A 21405-nucleotide genomic window follows, 5' to 3' on the forward strand; every position below is an offset into this window, starting at 1 on the left:
ATGTCTGTCAAACTTCACGTGGATTACGGCGCTACTCCGTCACTCGTCGCGCTGCTGCGGCAGCGGGCGGAAGCACGCGCGGAGGCGCCGCTCTACACGTTCCTGGAGGAAGACGGCTCCGAAGTCACGATGTCGCGGGGGGAGATGGACCGCTGGGCGCGGCGCATTGGCGCGGCGCTGGAGGCGGTGAGCCCGGCGGGGGCGCGGGTGGTGCTGCTGTATCCGCCGGGGCTCCAGTACATCGCGGGGTTCTTCGGGTGCCTCTATGCGCGGCGGATCGCGGTCCCGGCCTATCCGCCGGATCCGATGCGGCTGGGCCGGACGCTTCCGCGGCTGCGCTCCATCATCGAGGACGCGCGCGCGACGGTGGTGCTCACCACGTCGTTCATCGCGTCGTTCGCGGAGATGCTGTTCGAACAGGCGCCGGAGTTGAAGGCGCTGCACTGGGTGGCCACGGACGCGTTGCCGGAGGAGACGGGGCAGGACTGGCGGCCCGCGGACGTGGGGACTGACGCGCTGGCGTTCCTCCAGTACACGTCCGGGTCCACGGGCACGCCCAAGGGCGTGATGCTCAGCCACGGCAACCTGCTGCACAACCTGGGGCTCATCTCCCACGCGTTCGAGAGCCGCCAGGACTCCACGGGCGTCATCTGGCTGCCGCCGTACCACGACATGGGGCTCATCGGCGGCATCCTCCAGCCGCTGTACGCGGGGTTCCCCGTCGCGCTGATGTCGCCGCTGGACTTCCTGCGGCGCCCCATGAAGTGGCTGGAGGCGGTGTCCCGGTTCAAGGGCACCATCAGCGGCGGTCCGAACTTCGCGTTCGATCTGTGCGTGCGCAAGAGCACGCCGGAGGAGCGCGCGGCGCTCGACCTGCGGAGCTGGGAGGTCGCGTTCTGCGGCGCGGAGCCCATCCGCCCGGAGACGCTCGCGCGGTTCACGGACGCGTTCGCGCCCTCGGGCTTCCGGCCGGAGGCGCTCTACGCGTGCTACGGCCTGGCGGAGGCGACGCTCATCGTCTCCGGCGGCAAGAAGGGCGTGTTCCCCGTCCACCGTCCCTTCGACCCCGGCGCGCTCTCGCGGGGCGAGGCCCGGGAGGATGCCAGCGGTCCGCTGCTGGTGGGCTCCGGCGGGAACCTGCCCGACCAGGAGATCCGCATCGTGGATCCCGCGACGTGCGAGCCGTGCGCGCCGGGCCGCGTGGGGGAGATCTGGGTCCACGGCCCGAGCGTCGCCCGGGGCTACTGGGAGCGCCCGGAGGAGACGGCCCGCGCGTTCCACGGCCGCGTGGCGGGCGGCGGCGACACGGTGTACCTGCGCACGGGGGACCTGGGCTTCCTGGCGGACGGGGAGCTGTTCGTCTCCGGCCGGCTCAAGGACCTGATCATCCTCCGGGGGCGCAACGTCTACCCGCAGGACCTGGAGCAGACGGTGGAGCAGAGCCACCCGGCGCTGCGTCCGGGCTGCACCGCCGCGTTCGCCGTGGACGTGGACGGCGAGGAGCGGCTCGTCGTGGTCCAGGAGGTGGATCCGCGCCGCATGACGGATCCCGACGAGGTGACCGCGCGGGTCCGCCAGCGGCTCGCGGAGCTGCACGAGGTGCCCCTCCACGCCCTGGTGCTGATCGAGCCCGGGAGCATCCCCAAGACGTCCAGCGGCAAGATCCAGCGCAGCGGCACCCGCGCGGCGTTCCTCGCCCATGAGCTGCCCGTGGTGACGGCGTGGCGCGAGGAGGCCGTGACCGCGGCCACCCCGGCGCCGTCCGCCCCTGCCCTGCTGGCACCGGACGCGTCGCTCGCCGACACCACGGCGTGGCTGCGGGGGGCGATGGCCCGGAGCCTGCGCCTCGCGTCGGGCGCGCTCGACGGGGATCTGCCGATCACCCGCTTCGGCTTCGACTCGCTCGGCGCCATCGAGCTGGGGCACGCGCTGGAGACCGGCGCGGGCGTCGCCGTGCGCATGGAGGAGCTGCTCCGGGGGCCCACGCTCCACGAGCTGGCGGTGCTGATCCACGAGCGCCGCCAGTCCGCGAGCCCCCTGCCCGCGCCCATCGCGCGCCGGGCGGACGACGCGCCGCCGCGCCTGTCCCCAGGCCAGGAGCGGCTGTGGTTCCTGGAGCAGTTGGAGCCCGGGAGCGCGCTGTACAACATCACCGCGGCCGTGCGGTTCCAGGGCCCCCTGGAGCCGGCCGCGCTGGAGCGCGCGTTCCAGGACGTCGTGCGCCGCCACGAGACCCTGCGGACCACCTTCCACGCGGCGGAGGCGGAGGGCGCGGCCGTGGTGCGCATCTCTCCGGAGGCGTCCTTCACGCTCGGCACCGGGGACCTGCGCGCGTTGTCCGCGCCCGCGCGTGAGCGGGAGCTCCAGCGCCGCGCCGATGCGGAGGCGCTCCAGGGCTTCGACCTGGGCACCGGGCCGCTCCTGCGCGCGGTCCTGCTCCGGACCGGAGAACACGAGCACGTGCTGGTGCTCACGATGCACCACATCATCGCGGACGGCGTGTCCATGGAGGTGCTCGTCCGGGAGCTGGCGGTGCTCTACCCGGCGCACGCCGAGGGCCGCCCTGCCGCCCTGCCAGAGCTGACGCTGCGCTACTCCGACCACGGCGCGTGGCAGCGGGAGCTGCTCCAGGGCCCCGAGCTGGAGACGCTGCTCGGCTTCTGGCGCGGCGAGCTGGAGGGCGCTCCCGAGGTCCTGGACCTGGCCGTGGCGCAGCCCCGGCCGTCCACGTCCACGCACCGCGCCGCCAGCGTGGAGGTGGGCCTCTCCGCGGAGCTCCTGGAGCGGATGAAGGGGCTCGCGCGGGAACAGGGCGTGTCGCCCTTCGTCGTCCTGCTGGCGGCCTATCAACTGCTGCTCGCCCGCTACTCGGGGCAGGACGACATCGTCGTGGGCACACCCGTCCATGGCCGCGACCGGCCGGAGGCGCGGGACCTCATCGGCTTCTTCGTCAACACGCTGGTGCTGCGCACGCGGCTGTCGGGCGTAGCCTCCTTCCGGGAGCTGCTCGCGCGCGTGCACGACGTGACGCTGCGGGCCTACGCGCACCAGGACCTGCCGTTCGAGAAGCTGGTGCAGGCGCTGCGGCCGGTGCGCCACCCGGGCGCCTCGCCGCTGTTCCAGCACGTGCTGGCCATCGTTCCGGATCCGCTCGCCACCCAGCCGCTGCCGGGCCTCACCCTCCAGCAGTGGGAGCTCCCCAGCCACTTCCTCCAGGGCGACCTGCGCCTGGCGCTGTCCGAGAGCGCGGCGGGGCTCCGGGGCCGGCTGGAGTACAGCACGGACCTGTTCGACGTCGCGGCGGTGCGCCAGTTGGTGGCGCACCTGGGAGGCCTGCTCACCGCGGCGGTGTCCCAGCCCGATGCCCCGCTCGACAGCCTGGACATGCTGGAGGCCGGTGAGCGCCACCGGCTCCTCGTGGAGTGGGCGGAGACCGGCACGGGAGAGGCGGACGAGAGCTGCGCGCATCGCCTCTTCGAGGCCCAGGCCGCGCGCACACCCGACGCCACGGCGCTCTGTCTCGGCGACGAGACGCTCACCTACCGGGAGCTCAACACGAGGGCCAACCGGCTCGCGCGCGTGCTGCGGCAACAGGGCGTGGGCCCGGAGACGCTCGTCGGGCTGTGCTTCGAACGTTCGTTCGACATGGTCGTGGGCCTGCTGGCCATCCTGAAGGCGGGCGGCGCGTACGTGCCGCTCGACCCGGCCCAGCACCCGGAGCGGCTCGGCTTCATCCTGGACGACACGCGCGCGCCGAGGGTGCTCACACGCCACGCCCTGCTCCCCCGGCTGGGCGGACGGGATGACCGCGCGCTGTGCATCGAGGACGTGGAGTCCTTGTGCGCCCGGGAGTCCGGCGAGAACCTGGAGGGCGGCGCCACCAGCGGCTCGCTGGCGTACGTCATCTACACGTCGGGTTCGACGGGCCGTCCCAAGGGGACGCTCCTGCAGCACCGCGGCCTGTGCAACACGGCGCGCGAGACGGCCGCGATGATGCGGCTGGGCGTGGGCAGCCGCCTGTTGCAGTTCTTCGCGCTGAGCTTCGACGCGGCGGTGTCGGACATCTTCCCGCCCCTGCTGTCCGGCGCGGCGCTGGTGCTGGCCCCCCGGGACGCCGTGATGCCGGGGGCGCCGCTGGAGCAGACCCTGCGCAAGCAGGAGATCACCGTCGTCACCCTGACGCCGTCCGTGCTGGCGCAGTTGGATCCATCCCAGGCCACCGGGCTCCAGACGTTGCTCACGGCCGGCGAGGCGTGCACGCCGGAGCTCGCGCTGCGCTGGGCGGACCGGCTGCGCTTCGTCAACGCCTACGGCCCCACGGAGGTCACCGTCTGCGCGACGTTCAACCCGAACGTGGATCCGGAGCGGCCCACGCTCGGCCGGCCGCTGGCCCATGTGCAGGTGTACGTGCTGGACGCGGGGCTGCGGCCCGTGCCGGTGGGTGTCCCCGGGGAGCTGTGCGTCGCGGGCGTGGGGCTCGCGCGCGGCTACCTGGGCCGGCCCGACCTGACCGCCGCGCGGTTCGTGCCGAATCCCTACTCCCGCGTCCCCGGCGGCCGGCTGTACCGCACGGGTGACCGCGTGCGCCGGCTGCCTGACGGGGGCCTGGAGTACGTGGGCCGCGTCGATGATCAGGTGAAGCTGCGCGGCTACCGCATCGAACCGGGGGAGATTGAAGCGGCGCTGCGTGCCCGGCCGGGCGTGCGCGACGCGGCGGTCATCCTCCGCGAGGACAACCCGGGCGATCCCCGCCTGGTGGCCTACGTGGTGGCCACGTCCGACGTGGCGCGCGGCCTGCGCGAGGCGCTGGAGTCCCAGTTGCCGGACTACATGGTCCCCTCGGCCTTCGTGCCGCTGGAGGTGCTCCCGCTGACCTCCCACGGGAAGCTGGACCGCAAGGCCCTGCCGCCGCCGGGCGCGCAGAGCACCTCGGAGGACGGGACCTTCGCCGCGCCCACGACGGACACGGAGCACCGGGTGGCCGCGCTCTGGGCGGAGGTGCTGAAGACCGACCGCGTCGGCATCCACGACGACTTCTTCGACCTGGGGGGTCACTCCCTCATGGCCACGCAGGTGATCGCGCGCCTCCGCACGGCGTTCGGGGTGGAGCTGCCCCTCAGCGCCTTCATGAACGACGTGACGACGGTGGCCGCGATGGCCCGTCACATCGACGCGAACACCCAGCCCCGCCGCGTCGTGCCCGCGCTGACCGCGCTGCCTCGCACTGGTCCCCTGCCCCTGTCGCTGGCGCAGGAGCGGCTGTGGCTGGCCGACCAGCTCTCCCCGGGCTCGCCGCTCTACAACGTGCCCGCCGCGGTGCGGATGCACGGCACGCTGAACCTGCCGGCGCTGGCGCAGGGCCTGGCCGAGCTCATCCGCCGGCACGAGGCGCTGCGCACCGTCTTCCGCCAGGACGAGGGCCGCGCGGTGCAGGTCATCCAGCCCGCGTCTCATCCGGCGCTGCCGGTGGTGGACCTGTCGGACCGCCCGCGCGACGAGGCCGAGGCCGGCGCCCGCCGGGTGGCGCGCGAGGAGGCGGTGCGTCCGTTCGACCTGGAGCAGGGGCCGCTGCTGCGCGCGGTGCTCGTGCGCCTGGCCGAGCAGGAGCACGTGCTCTGCCTGACGCTGCACCACATCGTCTCCGACGGCTGGTCGGGTGGCGTGTTCCTGCGCGAGCTGGCGGCGGTCTATGGCGCCTTCAGCCAGGGCCAGCCCTCGCCGCTGCCGGAGCTGCCGTTCCAGTACGCGGACTATGCCGCGTGGCACCGCGGCTGGCTGGAGTCCGGCACGCTGGCGGAGAACCTGGGCTGGTGGCGCAAGCAGTTGGACCAGCTCCCCACGTTGCAGTTGCGCTCGGATGTCCCGCGTCCTCCGGGCGAGCGCTTCCACGGCGACGGCCGGCGCTTCACCCTCCCCGCGAAGCTGACCGGGGAGCTGGAGGCGCTCGCGCGCGCCGAGGGCGCCACGCTGTTCATGGTGCTGCTCGCCCTGTTCGACGTCCTGTTGCAGCGGCACACGGGGCAGGACGACATCGTCGTCGGAACGGACATCGCGGGCCGCGAGCACGAAGCGCTCGAAGGCATCATCGGCTTCTTCACCAACCAGCTCGTCCTGCGCACGCAGCTCTCCGGGCAGCCCACCTTCCGGGAGCTGCTCGCGCGCGTGCGGCAGGTGGCGCTGGATGCCTACGAGCACCAGGAGACCCCGTTCGGGAGGCTGGTGCAGGAGCTGCGCGATCAGCGCGCCACCACCGGTCAGCCGCTCTTCCAGGCCAAGCTCGTGCTGGAGAACGCCCCCATGCCCGCGATGCGGCTGCCGGGCCTCTCGCTGGAGCTCATGGAGGGCGAGAGCAACGGGCTGGCGCGCTGGGACCTGCTCTTCATCCTCACGCCGGAGGAAGGCGCGCTGAAGGTCGTCGCCGAGTACAACACCGACGTCCTCGACGGCGAGGCGATGGAGCGGATGTGGCAGCACTTCCTGCGCCTGGCCCACGCCGCCGTGGCCTCCCCCGGACAGCGCATCTCCGCGCTGCCCATGCTGCCTCCCGGTGAGTTCCAGCAACTGGCGGCCTGGAGCGGCCCGGTGCGCGAAGTCCCCCGCGCGCTGTCCATCCCGGCGTGCTTCGAACAGCGCGTGGCGGAGGCCCCGGACGCGGTGGCGCTCGTGTTCGAGGGCCAGACGCTCGACTACGGCGGGCTCGACCGCCGCGCGAACCAGTTGGCCCACCACCTGCGCGCGCAGGGCGTGGGGCCCGGGGCCCGGGTCGCGCTCGCGCTGGAGCGGTCGCTGGACCTGGTGGTGGCGCTGGTGGCCATCCTCAAGGCAGGCGCGTCCTACGTGCCGCTGGACGCGAACGATCCGCCGGAGCGCCTGGGCTTCCTGCTGGAGGAGACACGGCCCGCGGCCATCGTGACGACGTCGGAGATCGCGGACGGCCTGTCCTCGCAATGGATCCCCTTCGTGTGCGTGGACACGGACGCGGCGGCGATCGCCCGCAGGCCCGTGCACGCCCCCGAGCACGGCGTGGGCGCGGAGTCCGAGGCCTACGTCCTCTTCACCTCCGGTTCGACGGGGCGGCCCAAGGGCGTCGCGGTCCCGCACCGCGGCGTCCTCCGGCTGGTGCGCGAGCCGGGCTGGGTGCGCCTGTCACCGACGGAGACGCTGCTCCAGTTGGCGCCGCTCGCCTTCGACGCGTCCACCTTCGAGGTCTGGGGAGCGCTGCTCAACGGCGCCCGGCTGATCATCGCGCCGCCCCAGGCGCTGTCGCTCGACGCGCTCTCCGGGCTCATCGCGCGTGAGCGCATCACCACGCTGTGGCTCACGGCGGGCCTCTTCCACCAGGTCGTCGATTCGCACCTGGGAGCGCTGGCGCCGGTGCGGCAGTTGCTCGCCGGGGGTGACGTGCTGTCGCCTCCGCACGTGGCGCGGGTGCTGGAGGCGCACCCGGGCTGCCAGGTCATCAACGGCTATGGCCCCACGGAGAACACCACCTTCACCTGCTGCTTCCCGGTCCCACCCCGCGAGGACCTCCGCGCGGGCGTACCACTGGGCCGGCCCATCCCGGGCACGCGGGTCTACGTGCTCGACGCCGCCATGGAGCAGGTGCCCATCGGCGCGCCCGGCGAGCTGTACGCCGCGGGAGACGGCCTGGCGCACGGCTACCTGCACCAGCCCGCGCTGACCGCGGAGCGCTTCGTGCCGGATCCGTTCGGGACGACGCCGGGCGCGCGGCTGTATCGCACCGGCGACCGGTGCCGCGTGCGCCGGGACGGCACGCTCGAGTTCCTCGGCCGCGTGGACCAGCAGGTGAAGGTCCGCGGCTTCCGCATCGAACCGGGAGAGATCGAGACCGCCGTGCGCAGGCATCCGGCGGTGCAGGACACCGTGGTGATGGTGCGGGAGATCGCCGGGGAGAAGTCCCTGGTGGCCTACGTCGTGCCCACCGAGGGACGGACGCTGACCATCGACGCGGTGCGCGCGTTCCTCGCGGACAAGCTGCCCGCGCACATGCTGCCGGCGGCGCTGGTGACGCTCGCGGAGCTGCCGCTCACGGTCAACGGCAAGGTGGACCGGCGCGCGCTGCCGGCCCCGGACGGTGAGCGCCCCGAGCTGGGCACCAACTACCAGGCCCCCCGGACGCCCACGGAGGAGATCCTTTGCGCCGTGGGCGCGGAGCTGCTCGGCGTGGCGCGGGTGGGCATCGACGACAGCTTCTTCGACCTGGGCGGCGACTCCATCCGCGCCATCCAGTACGTGGCGCGCTGCCGCGAGCGGGGCCTGGAGCTGTCGGTGGCGACGCTGCTGGAGAAGCAGACCGTCCGCGCGATGTCGGAAGCGCTCCAGGGTCAGGTGCGGGCCGCGGCGGACGCGGCCACTCATGCGCCGTTCGCGCTGCTCTCCGAGTCCGACCGCGCACGGCTGCCCCCGGACCTGGAGGACGCCTATCCGCTGGCGACGCTCCAGGCGGGCATGCTCTTCCAGAGCGAGTACAGCCAGCAGACCGCGCTCTACCACGACGCGTTCAGCTTCCACCTGGAGGTGGACCTGGAGCCCGTGACGCTGCGGCGCGTGCTGCGCGAGCTGGCCATGCGCCACGCGGTGCTGCGGACCTCGTTCGACCTGGCGCACTACGACGAGCCCTTGCAGTTCGTGCACCGCGAGGTGGAGGTGCCGCTGCATGTGGAGGACCTGAGCGCCCTCTCCCGCGCGGAGCAGGACCGCCACCTGACGGCGTGGCTGGAGCGCGAACGCTCCCGGCCCTTCACCTGGGAGCAGGCGCCCCTCATCCGCTTCGGCTTCCACCGGCGGACCGAACGGACGGTGCAGCTCTCCGTCATCTTCCACCACGCCATCCTGGACGGCTGGAGCTTCGCCTCGCTCCTGGCGGAGTTCCTCCCCCAGGCCCTGGCCGCGCGCCAGGGGGTGGAGGCGCCCGTCCCGCCGCTGGCGGCGGCGTACCGCGAGTTCGTGGCGCTCGAGCGCCAGACGCTCGATTCGGAAGCGGCCCAGCGGTACTGGCGCGAGCAGTTGGCGCAGGTGTCGCGCGCGAGGTCGAACGTCGCGCCCCGCTCCCCGGCGCAGGGCCCCGGGCAACTGCTGTTCCGCGAGTTCCCCCTGACGGCCTCCGTCGCCCAGGGCCTGCGCGCGCTGGGCCACCAGGCGGTGGTGCCGCTCAAGAGCGTGCTGCTCGCCGCGCACCTGCGCGTGCGTGGCGTGCTGGACGGGTCGTCCCACGTGGTGTCGGGCTTCGTCGTGAACGGACGCCCGGAGGTGACGGACGGCGAGCGCGTCCTGGGCCTGTTCCTCAACAGCGTGCCCTTCGCGCTGGAGCTGGGGGGCGGCACCTGGGTGGAGCTGGTCCGCGAGGTGTTCGCTCGCGAGCAGGCGCTCTCCCCGCACCGGCGCTACCCGATGGCGCGGCTCCAGCAGCAACTGGGCGGCCGTCCCCTGTTCGACGCGCTCTTCAACTTCGTCCACTTCCACGTCTCCGCGGGCCTGACGGGCATCCCGGGCGTGCGGCTGGTGGAGCCGTACTGGGAGACGTCGTGGCTGGACCTGCCGCTCGACACGACGTTCAGCGTGGATCCGGAATCGCAGGACGTGAAGCTCACGCTGCGCAGCCACGGACAGGACTGGGACGCGGCGAAGCTGGACCGCGTCGCCGGCATCTACCTGCGCACGCTGGAGCGGATGGCCCTGCATCCGAAGGAGCGCTACGAGCGCAGCCAACTGCTGGACGCGGACGAGTACGGCCACCTGCTGCACACCTGGAATGACACGGCCACGGCGTCAGCGCCCGCGCCGCACGTGGCGGCCCTCTTCGAGGCCCAGGCGCGACGCACGCCCGGCGCCGTGGCCGTCGAGTCCGGCGCGGAGTTGCTGACGTACGCCCAACTGAACACGCGGGCGAACCAGCTCGCGCGCGTCCTGCGGCGCGGCGGCGTGGGGCCGGAGGTCCGGGTGGCGCTCGCGCTGCGGAGGACCCCGGACCTGGTGGTGGCCGTGCTCGGCGTGCTCAAGGCCGGCGGCACGTACGTGCCCATCGACCCGAGCTACCCGCACGACCGGCTCGCCTACGTGCTCCAGGACAGCGGCGCCCAGGCCCTGGTGCTGCATTCCGACCTGCGCGGCGCGCTGCCGGGCATCACCGGGTACACGCTGTGCCTGGACGAGACCGACCTGTCCTCCGAGGACGGCGCGGACCTGGGCCTGGCGGTGGATCCGGAGCAACTGGCGTACGTCCTCTACACGTCGGGGAGCACCGGCCGGCCCAAGGGCGTGATGGTGACGCACGGGGGCGCGGTGAACTACCTCGCGTGGAGCCGTGACGCGTACGACGCGGCGGCGGGCGCGGGGGCTCCCGTGCACTCGCCGCTGGGCTTCGACCTGACCATCACCAGCCTCCTGACGCCGCTGATGGCCGGAGGGCGCGTCGTCCTGGTGCCGGAGGGCCGCGCTGGCGAGGGGCTGGCGCAGGTGCTGCGCTCGGGCATGGACCGCTCCATCGTCAAGCTGACGCCCACGCAGCTCTCCCTCCTGGAGACGCAGTTGTCGGACGTGGAAGTCGCCGGCCGGGTGCGCTGCTTCGTCGTGGGCGGCGAGGCCCTGACGTCCGCGGCGCTCGCGTCCTGGCGCAAGCGCGCGCCGGCCACGCGCATCATCAACGAGTACGGCCCGACCGAGACGGTGGTGGGCTGCTGCACCTTCGAGGTGGGCCCGGACGCCCGCTTCGACAGCGCGGTCCCCATTGGCCGCCCCATCGCCAACACGAGGCTGTACGTGCTGGACGCGCACGGGGCCCCCACGGCGGTCGGCGTCCCGGGCGAGCTGTTCATCGGCGGCGCGGGCGTCGCGCGCGGCTACAGCCAGCGTCCGGACCTGACGGCCGAGCGCTTCGTGCCGGATCCGTTCGCCTCCACGCCCGGCCAGCGCCTGTACCGCACGGGCGACATCGTGCGCTGGCGCGCCGATGGGCAGCTCGAGTACCAGGGCCGCATCGACGACCAGGTGAAGGTGCGCGGCTTCCGCATCGAGCTGGGCGAAATCGAAGCGGTGCTGGCGGAGCACGCGGCGGTGCGTGAAGCGGCCGTCGTGGTCCGGGACGTGGACGGAGACCGCAGGCTGGTGGCGTACGTCGTGCCCCACGACACGATGCCGGACCCGCTGGAGCTGAGGCGCTGGTTGCTCACGCGGCTCCCGGACCCGATGGTGCCCTCGGCGTTCCTGTCGTTGACGGCGCTGCCCCTCACCGTGAACGGCAAGGTGGACCGCCGGGCGCTGCCCGCCGTGGACGCGGACCTGGCCACCCCGGGCGCGGCCTATGTCGCTCCCGCGACGCCCGTGGAGGAGCGGCTCGCGGAGATCCTCGCCCAGGTGCTGGGCGTGGCGCGCGTGGGCCGCGAGGACGACTTCTTCGCGCTCGGCGGCCACTCCCTGACGGCGACCCAGGCGGCCGTGCGCATCCGCGCGGCCTTCCGCATCCAGTTGCCCGTGGGGACGATCTTCGAAGCGTCCACCGTGAGCGCGCTCGCAGCTCACGTCGAGCGGGCCATCGGCGCCAGCACCGGCACCCGGTGGGCCGCCATGTCGCGCATCCCCCGCGACGGCGTGCTGCCCCTGTCGTTCGCCCAGCAGCGCCTGTGGTTCATGGATCAGCTAGAGCCGGGGAGCGCGTCGTACAACATCCCGGCGGCGGTGCGCATCGACGGCGACCTGGACGTGGCCGCGCTCGAACGCGCCTTCGCGTCACTGGTGGAGCGCCACGAAGCGCTGCGGACGACGTTCCGCGCCGAGCAGGGCCAGCCGGTCCAGGTCATCTCCCCGGAGGCCACGGCGCCGCTGCGCCACGTGGACCTGCGCGGGCTGCCTCCAGCGGATCGCGCCGCCGAGGAGGCCCGCCTGATGGCGGAGGAGGGCCGCACGCCGTTCGACCTCCAGCGAGGACCGTTGCTGCGCGTCACGCTGCTCCAGCGGGACGACCGCGCGTTCCTGCTGCTGGTGACGCTGCACCACATCATCTCTGACGGCTGGTCCACCGGCGTGCTCATCCGCGAAGTGGCGGCGCTCTATGAGGCCTTCACGCAGGGACGCGGCTCGCCCCTCGCGCCCCTCCCCTTCCAGTACGTGGACTACGCGGCCTGGCAGCGGCAGTGGATGGAGGGGCCGGTGCTCGACGCGGAGCTCGACTACTGGCGGAAGACGCTCGCGGGCGCGCCGCCGCTGCTGGAGCTGCCCACGGATCGCCCGAGGCCGCCCGTTCGCGCTTACCGCGGCGCCATCCACCCGTTGGCCCTTCCCCAGGACGTGTCCGAACGGGTGAAGGCGCTTGGCCAGCGCGAGGGGGCCACGCCGTTCATGGTGCTGCTGACGGCGTTCCAGACGTTGCTGTCGCGCCTCTCCGGCCAGGACGACTTCTGCGTGGGTACGCCAATCGCCGGACGCACGCGCGCGGAGATCGAAGGCCTCATCGGCTTCTTCGTGAACACGCTGGTCCTGCGGACGAACACCGCTGGCGATCCGTCGTTCCAGGAGCTGCTGGGCCGGGTGCGCGAGGTGACGCTGGCGGCGTACTCCCACCAGGACGTGCCGCTGGACAAGCTCGTCGAGGAGCTGCGGCCCGAGCGCAGCCTGAGCCACCCGCCCCTCTTCCAGGTGGTGTTCGCGCTCCAGAACGCGTCCACGGCGGAGCTGGCGCTCCCCGGGCTCGTCTTCCGGGAGCTGCCCACCGGCAGCCAGGCGTCCAAGTTCGACCTCTCGCTGTCGCTGCGCGACGGACCGGGCGGCTTCGACGGCGTCATCGAATACGACACGGACCTGTTCGACCCCGGCACGATCGACCGGATGGCGGCGCAGCTTCGCGTGCTGCTGGAGGCCATCGTGGCCGCGCCGGAGCAACGGCTCTCCCAGTTGACGCGCGCGCTCGCGTCCAGTCCCGCCGAGGCCACCGCCCTCCCCGTCCCCGCCTCCCCCGGCGTGCTCCCGCGCATCCGGGGTTGGGTGGAGCGCACGCCCTCCGCGCCCGCGGTCATCGACGGCGAGCACGTCCTCACCTATGGCGAGCTCGACCGTGAAGCCACGCGCCTGGCGCGCGTGCTGCCGCGTCCGTCTCCCGGCGCGACTCGTCCCATCGCGGTGCTGATGGAGCGCTCGGCGGCGATGGTCGTCGCGCAGTTGGCCATCCTCCGGGCGGGAGGCGTGTTCATGCCGCTCGAGCCCACGCTGCCGGACACGCGGCTCCACACCATCCTCGCGGAGTCGCGGGCCACGGCCGTCGTGACCACCCCGGCGCACGCGGCGCGCATCCCGCCGACGCTGCGGGTGATCTTCGCGGAGGGCACGGCGCCCGGCGCCGAGGCCACGTCGGGCGAACTGCCCGCGGATCCGCCGCCGTCCTCGCCCGCCTACGTCATCTTCACGTCGGGCACGACGGGCGTCCCCAAGGGCATCACCGTCGACCATGGCGCGCTGGCCCACCTGTCGGACTGGCATCAGCGGGACATGCCCGTGGGCCCCGGTGACCGCGCGGCAGTGCTGGCGTCTCCGGCCTTCGACGCGTCGGTGCTGGAGCTCTGGCCCAAGCTGGCGGCTGGCGCGGCGCTGGTCATCGTCCCGGAGGCGGTGCGCGCGGATCCCGCGGCGATCGCGCGTTGGCTCGCGGACGCCGCCATCCAGACGGTGTTCTTCACCACCGCGCTCGGGGAGCTCGTCCTCGGTGAGCGCCTGCCGGAGCACCACCAGCTCCGCGTCATCAGCGTCGGTGGAGATCAGTTGCGCCGGCGTCCGCCCTCCGGGGCCCGGTACCGCTTCCTCAACGTGTACGGTCCCACCGAGGTGACGGTCCTCGCCACCTGCGACGTCGTGGCGCCCGAGGGTTCCGAGGAGGGGCTGCCCACGATCGGCCGCGCCATCTCCGGAGCGCGCGTCTACGTCCTGGACGCGTCCCTGCGTCCGGTGCCGGCCGGCGTCCCGGGGGAGATGTTCCTCGCGGGCGGCGGCATCGCCCAGGGCTACCTGGGCCGTCCGGACCTGACGGCCGAGCGGTTCCTGCCGGATCCGCATGGTCCGCCCGGAGCGCGCATGTACCGCTCGGGCGACCGCGCCCGCGTGCGGACCGACGGCCGGTTGGAGTTCCTGGGCCGGCTCGACGGACAGGTGAAGATCCGCGGCTTCCGCATCGAGCTGGGCGAGGTCGAAGCGGTGCTCGGGTCGCACCCCGCGCTGAGGGAGGCGGTCGTCACGGTGCAGGACGTGGCGGGAGACCGCCGGCTCATCGGCTACGTCGTGGGCCGTGAGGCGGTGCCGTCCGCGACGCGGCTGCGGCACTGGATGCTCGAGCGGCTGCCGGAATACATGGTGCCCTCGGCGTTCGTCGCGATGGACGCGATGCCGGTGTCCACCAACGGCAAGGTCGAACGCAAGGCCCTGCCCGCTCCGGACGCGCGCGCCTTCGCGAGCGTCGAAGGCGCCGCTCCGCCGAGGACCCCCACGGAGGAGATCCTCGTGGGCCTCTTCTCGCGGCTGCTCGGCGTGGAGACCGTGGGCATCCGCGACAGCTTCTTCGACCTGGGCGGACATTCGCTCCTGGCCACGCAGTTGGTGTCGCGGCTGCGCGGCGCCTTCGGCGTGGAGCTCCCCCTGCGGGAGCTGTTCCAGGCGGCGACGCCGGAGCACCTGGCCACGCGCCTGGAGGTCTTGAAGCGGGAGCAGGGAGCGCCCGGCATCCCCGCGCTCGCGGTGATGCCACGAGGAGAACGGCTGCCGCTGTCGTTCGCGCAGCAGCGCCTGTGGTTCCTCGACCGGCTGGAGCCCGGCAGCGCGAACTACACCCTCTCCCAGGCTACGCGGCTGAAGGGGCCGCTCGACGTGGACGCGCTGGAGTGGAGCCTGTCGGAGGTGGTGCGCCGCCATGAGAGCCTGCGCACCACGTTCGCGATGGAGGAAGGGATGCCCCACCAGGTCATCTCCGGGCACCTCCCGTCCATCCTCGAACGCGTGCGCCTGGAGGGGACGCATGAGGAGCGCGAGCAGGCGGCCCTGAGCCGGTGCGCGGAGGAGGTGCGCCGGCCGTTCGACCTGTCGCGCGGGCCGCTCCTCCGGGCGGTGCTGATGGAGTGCGCCGCGGACGAGCACGTCCTGATGATGACGATGCACCACATCATCTCCGACGGCTGGTCCGTGGGCGTGTTCGTGCGGGAGATGGCCACGCTCTACGAGGCCCGCCTTCGCGCTCAGGCCCCGGCGCTCGCGCCGCTGCCCATCCAGTACGCCGACTACGCGCTCTGGCAGCGTCAATGGATGGAGGGCGGAGTCCTGGAGGCGCAACTCGCCTACTGGAAGGCCCGCCTGTCCGGGGCGCCCCGCGCGCTGGAGCTGCCCACGGACCGTCCGCGTCCCCCGGTGCGCACCTCCCAAGGCGCGAGCCACCGCATCCGCTGGTCCGCCGAGCTGTCCGCGCGCGTGCGCAGCGTGAGCCGTGAAGAAGGCGTCACGCCCTTCATGACGCTGCTCGCCGCCTTCCAGTCCCTGCTTGGCCGGTATGCGGGACAGGACGACGTCAGCGTGGGCTCCCCCATCGCGGGGCGCACGCGCGAGGAGACCGAGCCGCTCATCGGCTTCTTCGTCAACACGCTGGTGCTGCGCACGAAGCTGGACGGCGACCCCACGTTCCGTGAGCTGCTGGGACGCGTGCGCGACGTCACGCTGGGCGCCTACGCCCACCAGGACGTGCCGTTCGAGAAGGTGGTCGAGACGCTCCACCCGGAGCGCGACCTCAGCCGCACCCCGCTGTTCCAGGTCCTGTTCGCGCTCCAGAACACGGCGCAGCCGACGCTCGCGCTGCCCGGGCTGGCGGTGGCGCCGCTGGATCCGGACCTGCCCACGGCGCGCTTCGACCTGAGCCTCACGCTCATGGAGGAGGACGGCGCGCTGACCGGGGCCATGGAGTACAACACCCAGTTGTTCGACCGGGCGACGCTCGAGCGGATGGACGCGCACCTGGTGGCGCTGCTCGAAGGCGTGCTCGCGGATCCGGGGCGGCGTCCGTCCTCCGTGGACCTGCTCTCCGAGTCCGAGCGGCGTGACGTCCTCACCGGCTGGAGCACCACGGCGGTGCCCTTCCCCGACGGGCTCGCGCACGAGCGGTTCGCGCAGTGGGCGGCGCGCGCGCCGGACGCGACCGCGCTGGTGTTCCAGGACCAGCGGGTGAGCTACCGCGAGCTGGAGCGGCGGGCGAACCAATTGGCGCACCGGCTGGCCGGCCTGGGCGTGGGCCCCGAGGTCCGCGTCGCGCTGTGCCTGGAGCGCTCGGTGGAGCTGGTGGTGGGCATCCTCGCGGTGCTCAAGGCGGGCGGCGCGTACGTGCCGCTCGACCCGAGCTTCCCGCGCGAGCGTCTGGCGTACATGCTCGAGGACAGCGGGGCCCGGCTGACGCTCACGCAGCCGCACCTGGCGAAGGACCTGACCGCGCTGGGCGTGGCGGTGCACGTGCTCGAACCCGGCGCGCCGCTGACGCAGGGGATGCCGGACACGGCTCCGTCCAGCGCCCTCCACGCGGACACGCTGGCGTACCTCATCTACACGTCGGGTTCGACGGGCCGGCCCAAGGGCACGCTGCTCACGCATCGCGGCCTGCGCAACACGGCGCTCGCGGCGGTTCAGGCCCATGGCTTCCATCCGGAGAGCCGCGTGCTGCAGTTCGCCCCCATCGGGTTCGACGCGTCCGTGTGCGAGGTCTTCGCCACGCTGCTCGCGGGAGCGACGCTGGTGCTGGCATCGCGCGAGGCCCTGTTGCCCGGACCTCCGCTCCACGCGGTGCTGAAGGACCAGGGCGTCACGGCGGTCACGCTGACGCCGTCGGTGCTGGCGCAACTGGAGCCGGAGGGCCTGCCCGCCCTCACCACGGTCATCTCCGCCGGCGAGGCCTGCCCGCCCGAGGTGGCCCGGCGCTGGAGCCGTGGCCGGAAGCTGCTCAACGCGTACGGCCCCACGGAGGTGACCATCTGCGCCTCCATCAACGACGCGGTGGTCCCCGAGGCACCCACCATCGGCCGGCCCTTCCCCAACGTGCGGGTGTACGTGGTGGACGCGCGCCTGCGGCCCGTCCCCGTGGGCGTGGCCGGCGAGCTGCTCGTGGGTGGACCGGGCGTGGCCCGCGGCTACGGCGGTCGCGCGGAGCTGACAGCGGAGCGGTTCATCCCGGATCCGTTCGGCCAGGAGCCCGGAGCGCGCCTGTACCGCACGGGCGACGTGGTCCGCTGGCGCGCCAACGGCGAGCTGGAGTACCTGGGCCGCGCCGACGACCAGGTGAAGCTGCGCGGCCTGCGCATCGAGCTGGGCGAGGTGGAGTCCGTGCTGCGCGAGCACCCGGCCGTGAAGGACGCCGCCGCGGTGGTGCGCGAGGACGCCGGGACCCGCCGGCTGGTCGCCTACGTCGTGAGCAGCGGCCAGGACCTCCAGGCCTCGCAACTGCGCGAGCACCTGTCGCGGCGGCTACCGCAGTACATGGTCCCCGCGACCTTCGTGGCGCTGGAGTCCCTGCCCCTGTCGTCGAGCGGCAAGCTGGACCGCAAGGCGCTGCCCGCCCCCGACGTGGGGCAACTGGGAACGGCGACCCCGTACGAGGCGCCGCGCAACGACATCGAGCGGACCGTCGCTGGCATCTGGCAGGAGGTCCTCAACGTGCCGCGCGTGGGCCTGCACGACGGGTTCTTCGACCTGGGCGGCAACTCCCTGTCGCTGGTGCAGATCCACAGCAAGCTCCAGGGCGCGCTGGGCATGCAGCTTCCCCTGGTGGAGCTGTTCCAGCACCAGAGCGTGGCCGCGCTCGCGGCCCACCTGCGCCGCGCCACGGAGGCCGCGCCCCCCGCCACGGAGACCGCCGCCGCGGACGAGGAGCGCTTCGACACGCGACGCGCCCTGCTCTCACGGCAACAGGCCCGCCGCCGAGGCCGCGCCGACCCCGCCGAGTCCGACCTGGACGGCGACCCCGAGGATTCCCATGAGTGACACTTCCGAGCGCTCCGCATCCCGTCCGGAAGGCGTGGCGATCATCGCCATGGCCGGACGGTTCCCCCAGGCTTCGACGCTCGAGCAGTTCTGGGACAACCTGCGCCGCGGCGTGGAGGCGCGCACGGAGTTCACCGACGCGCAGATGATCGCGGACGGCGCGGACCCGGCCCGCATCCAGCAGCCCGGCTACGTGCGCGCGGGCTTCGTGCTGGACGACGTGGACCGCTTCGACGCGGGCTTCTTCGACTTCAGCCCGCGCGACGCGGAGGTGCTGGACCCGCAGCACCGCGTCTTCCTGGAGGTCTGCTGGGAGGCGCTGGAGCGCGCGGGCTACGCGACCCGTGCGTTCCGCGGGCTCGTCTCCGTCTTCGGCGGCGCGGGGCCGTCGTCGTACATGTACAGCAACCTGCTGTCCCGCCCGGACGTCCTCCAGGCGATGGGCACGTTCCAGGTCACGCTGAGCAACGACAAGGACTTCCTGCCGCCGCGCGTCTCCCACAAGCTGGGGCTGCGCGGCGCGAGCATCGCGGTGCAGACGGCGTGTTCGTCCTCGCTGGTCGCGGTCCACCTCGCGTGCCAGAGCCTGCTCACGGGTGAATCCGACGTCGCCCTGGCCGGCGGCGTGTCCATCGCCACGCCCCAGCGCACCGGCTACCCCTACCAGGAGGGCGGCGTCGTCTCGCCGGACGGGCACTGCCGGACCTTCGACGCGCGGGCCGCGGGCACCGTGCGCGGCTCGGGCGCGGGCGTCGTCGTGCTCAAGCGCGTGGCGGACGCGCTGGCGGACGGCGACACCATCCTCGCCATCATCCGAGGCTCCGCCATCAACAACGACGGCGAGGCGCGGCTGGGCTACACCGCCCCCAGCGTCGAGGGACAATCCGCCGTCATCGCCGAGGCCCTGGGCCTGGCGGACGTGCCGGCGGAGACGGTGACCTACGTGGAGGCGCACGGGACGGCCACGCCCCTGGGCGATCCCATCGAGGTCACGGCGCTCGCCAAGGCCTTCCGCTCCCGCCTCAAGCCCGGCGCGACGGCGCGGTGCGCGCTCGGCTCCGTGAAGACCAATATCGGGCACCTGGACGCCGCCGCGGGCATCGCCGGCCTCATCAAGACGGTGCTCGCCCTCCAGCACCGCGAGCTGCCGCCCAGCCTCCACACCGAGACGCCCAACCCCCGGCTCGACCTGGCCAACAGCCCGTTCTTCATCAACGGGACGCTGCGCCCGTGGACGTCGGACGGCGCGCCCCTGCGCGCGGGCGTGAGCTCGTTCGGCATCGGCGGGACGAACGCGCACGTCATCCTCGAAGAGGCGCCTCCCCGGGAACCGGCGAAGGCGCCCGGCCGGCCCTGGCAGTTGCTGCCCCTGTCCGCGCGCACCGCTCCGGCCCTGGAGGCCGCCACGCACAACCTCCGGGCCTGGCTGGAGCAGCACCCGGAAGCGGAGCTGGCCCAGGTGGCCCACACGCTCCAGGTGGGGCGCCAGCGGTTCGAGCACCGCCGCGTGCTGCTCTGCCGCGACACGAACGACGCGCTCACCGTGCTCGGCGCGCAGGCACCGGACGGCGCGCAGCGCCTGCGCACGGAGGTCCAGGAGGCCTCCACGCGCCCCGTCGTGTTCCTGTTCCCCGGTCAGGGCAGCCAGTACGTGGGCATGGGCCGGGAGCTCCACGCCTCCGAGCCGGTCTTCCGCAAGCACGTGGACGACTGCTGCAATCGCCTGAAGCCCCTGCTCGGCTTCGACCTGCGCGAGGTGCTGTTCCCGCCACCGGACGCGGACGTCGCGGCGGCGGAGGCGCGGCTCACCCGGACCGAGGTGACCCAACCCGCGCTCTTCGTCATCGAATACGCGCTGGCGAAGCTCTGGGGTGCGTTGGGCGTGACGCCCCAGGGCATGCTCGGCCACAGCGTGGGCGAGTACGTCGCCGCGTGCCTCGCGGGGGTGCTGTCGCTGGATGACGCGCTCGCGCTGGTCGCGGCGCGCGGTCAACTGATGCAGTCGCTTCCGGAGGGCGCGATGGTGTCCGTCGCGCTGCCGGAGGCCGAGCTGCGGCCCCTGCTGGGCCCGGCGCTCTTCATCGCCGCGGTCAACGCGCCCGCGCTCTGCGTGGCCTCGGGGCCCACGGAGATGGTGGAGGCGCTGGAGGCGGTGCTCACCCGGCGCAAGGTCGCCTTCCGCCGGCTGCACACGTCGCACGCGTTCCACTCGGCGATGATGGATCCCATCCTCGACGCGTTCGCCGCGAAGGTGCGCGGCGTGAAGCTGTCACGGCCGCGCCGGCCCTTCGTCTCGAACCTCACCGGCACCTGGATCACCGAGAAGGAGGCCACGGATCCGGGCTACTGGGTGGAGCACCTGCGCCAGGGCGTGCGCTTCTCGGACGGCGTGCAGCGGCTGATCGAGGATCCCTCGAACGTGTTCCTGGAGGTCGGCCCGGGCACCACGCTCGGCGCGCTGGTGCGGCAGGCGGCACGGGCACCGGGGCAGCCGCAGCCCACGCTGATGTCCACCCTGCGCCATCCGCGCGAGACGGTCTCCGACCGGGAGCGCTTCCTGGAGACCGTGGGCCGGCTGTGGCTCGCCGGAGCCGCGTTGGAGCTGAATGGCCTCCAGCCCGCGGAGCACCGCCGCCGGCTCCCCCTGGCCACCTACCCCTTCCAGCGGGAGCGCTACTGGATCGACGCGCGTCCCGCCAGCGCACCGCAGCTCGCGCGCGCTGGCTCCCCGGGGCTCGCGCGCAAGGAAGGCGCGCTGTCCGACTGGTTCTATGTCCCGGGCTGGAAGCAGACGGCCCCGCCTGTTCCCCGCACGTCCACCGCGCGCTGGCTGGTGTTCCTCGACGCCACCCTGGGGCCCGCGCTCGCGAATCACCTGGAGACCGCGGGCGAGGACGTCGTCCGGGTCGCCACGGCGGACGCCTTCAGTCGCCAGGGCCCCCGGCACTTCACCTTGCCGCCCGGGCAGCCGGAGGCCTACGCACGGCTGCTCGCGGACCTGGACTCCGAAGGCTGGACGCCCGAACGGATCCTCCATCTGGGGAACGTGCGCGCGGAGAGCCCGGCCCTGGACGAAGCGGTGCGCGGGTTCCACGACCTGCTCCACCTGACGCAGGCCTTGCACGCGAGGGGGACGGCGGACGCCGTCGAGCTGAGCGTCCTCACCTCGGGAGCCCAGGACGTCACCGGCGAGGAGTCCCTCCAGCCCGAGAGCGCGCTCCTGGTGGGAGCATGCCGCGTCCTGCCGCAGGAGCACCTCCCGGCGCTGCGCGTGCGCGCCATCGACCTCAACCCCGCCGAGCTGGGGAACGCACGGCTCGCGAAGCACCTGGCCCAGGAGCTGCGGGCGGAGGCCACCGAGCCGGTCATCGCGTACCGGAGCGGCCGCCGCTGGACGGAGAC

At 73.3% G+C, this 21405-nt stretch carries 2 protein-coding genes (1 of these 2 only partly in view); both read left to right on the plus strand.

Features of this window, described 5'->3' with window-relative positions; translation table 11 throughout:
* Positions 1-18003, plus strand: coding sequence for a non-ribosomal peptide synthase/polyketide synthase (locus tag K8612_RS21070; RefSeq protein ID WP_223763591.1), 18003 nt, complete (start codon positions 1-3; stop codon positions 18001-18003).
* Positions 17996-21405: the beginning of a non-ribosomal peptide synthetase/type I polyketide synthase gene (locus K8612_RS21075; RefSeq protein ID WP_223763592.1), read on the plus strand. 8875 nt of this gene lie beyond the right edge of the window; the window shows 3410 of its 12285 coding nt (coding positions 1-3410); its start codon is at positions 17996-17998; the stop codon falls past the right edge of the window. Before K8612_RS21070 ends, K8612_RS21075 begins: the two co-directional genes overlap by 8 nt.

Source organism: Corallococcus sp. AS-1-6, assembly GCF_020037015.1.
Lineage (GTDB): Bacteria > Myxococcota > Myxococcia > Myxococcales > Myxococcaceae > Corallococcus.

Bases quoted from the DNA above. Each gene is read 5' to 3' on its own strand.
- K8612_RS21070 (WP_223763591.1), top strand. From the start codon at position 1: ATGTCTGTCAAACTTCACGTGGATTACGGCGCTACTCCGTCACTCGTC.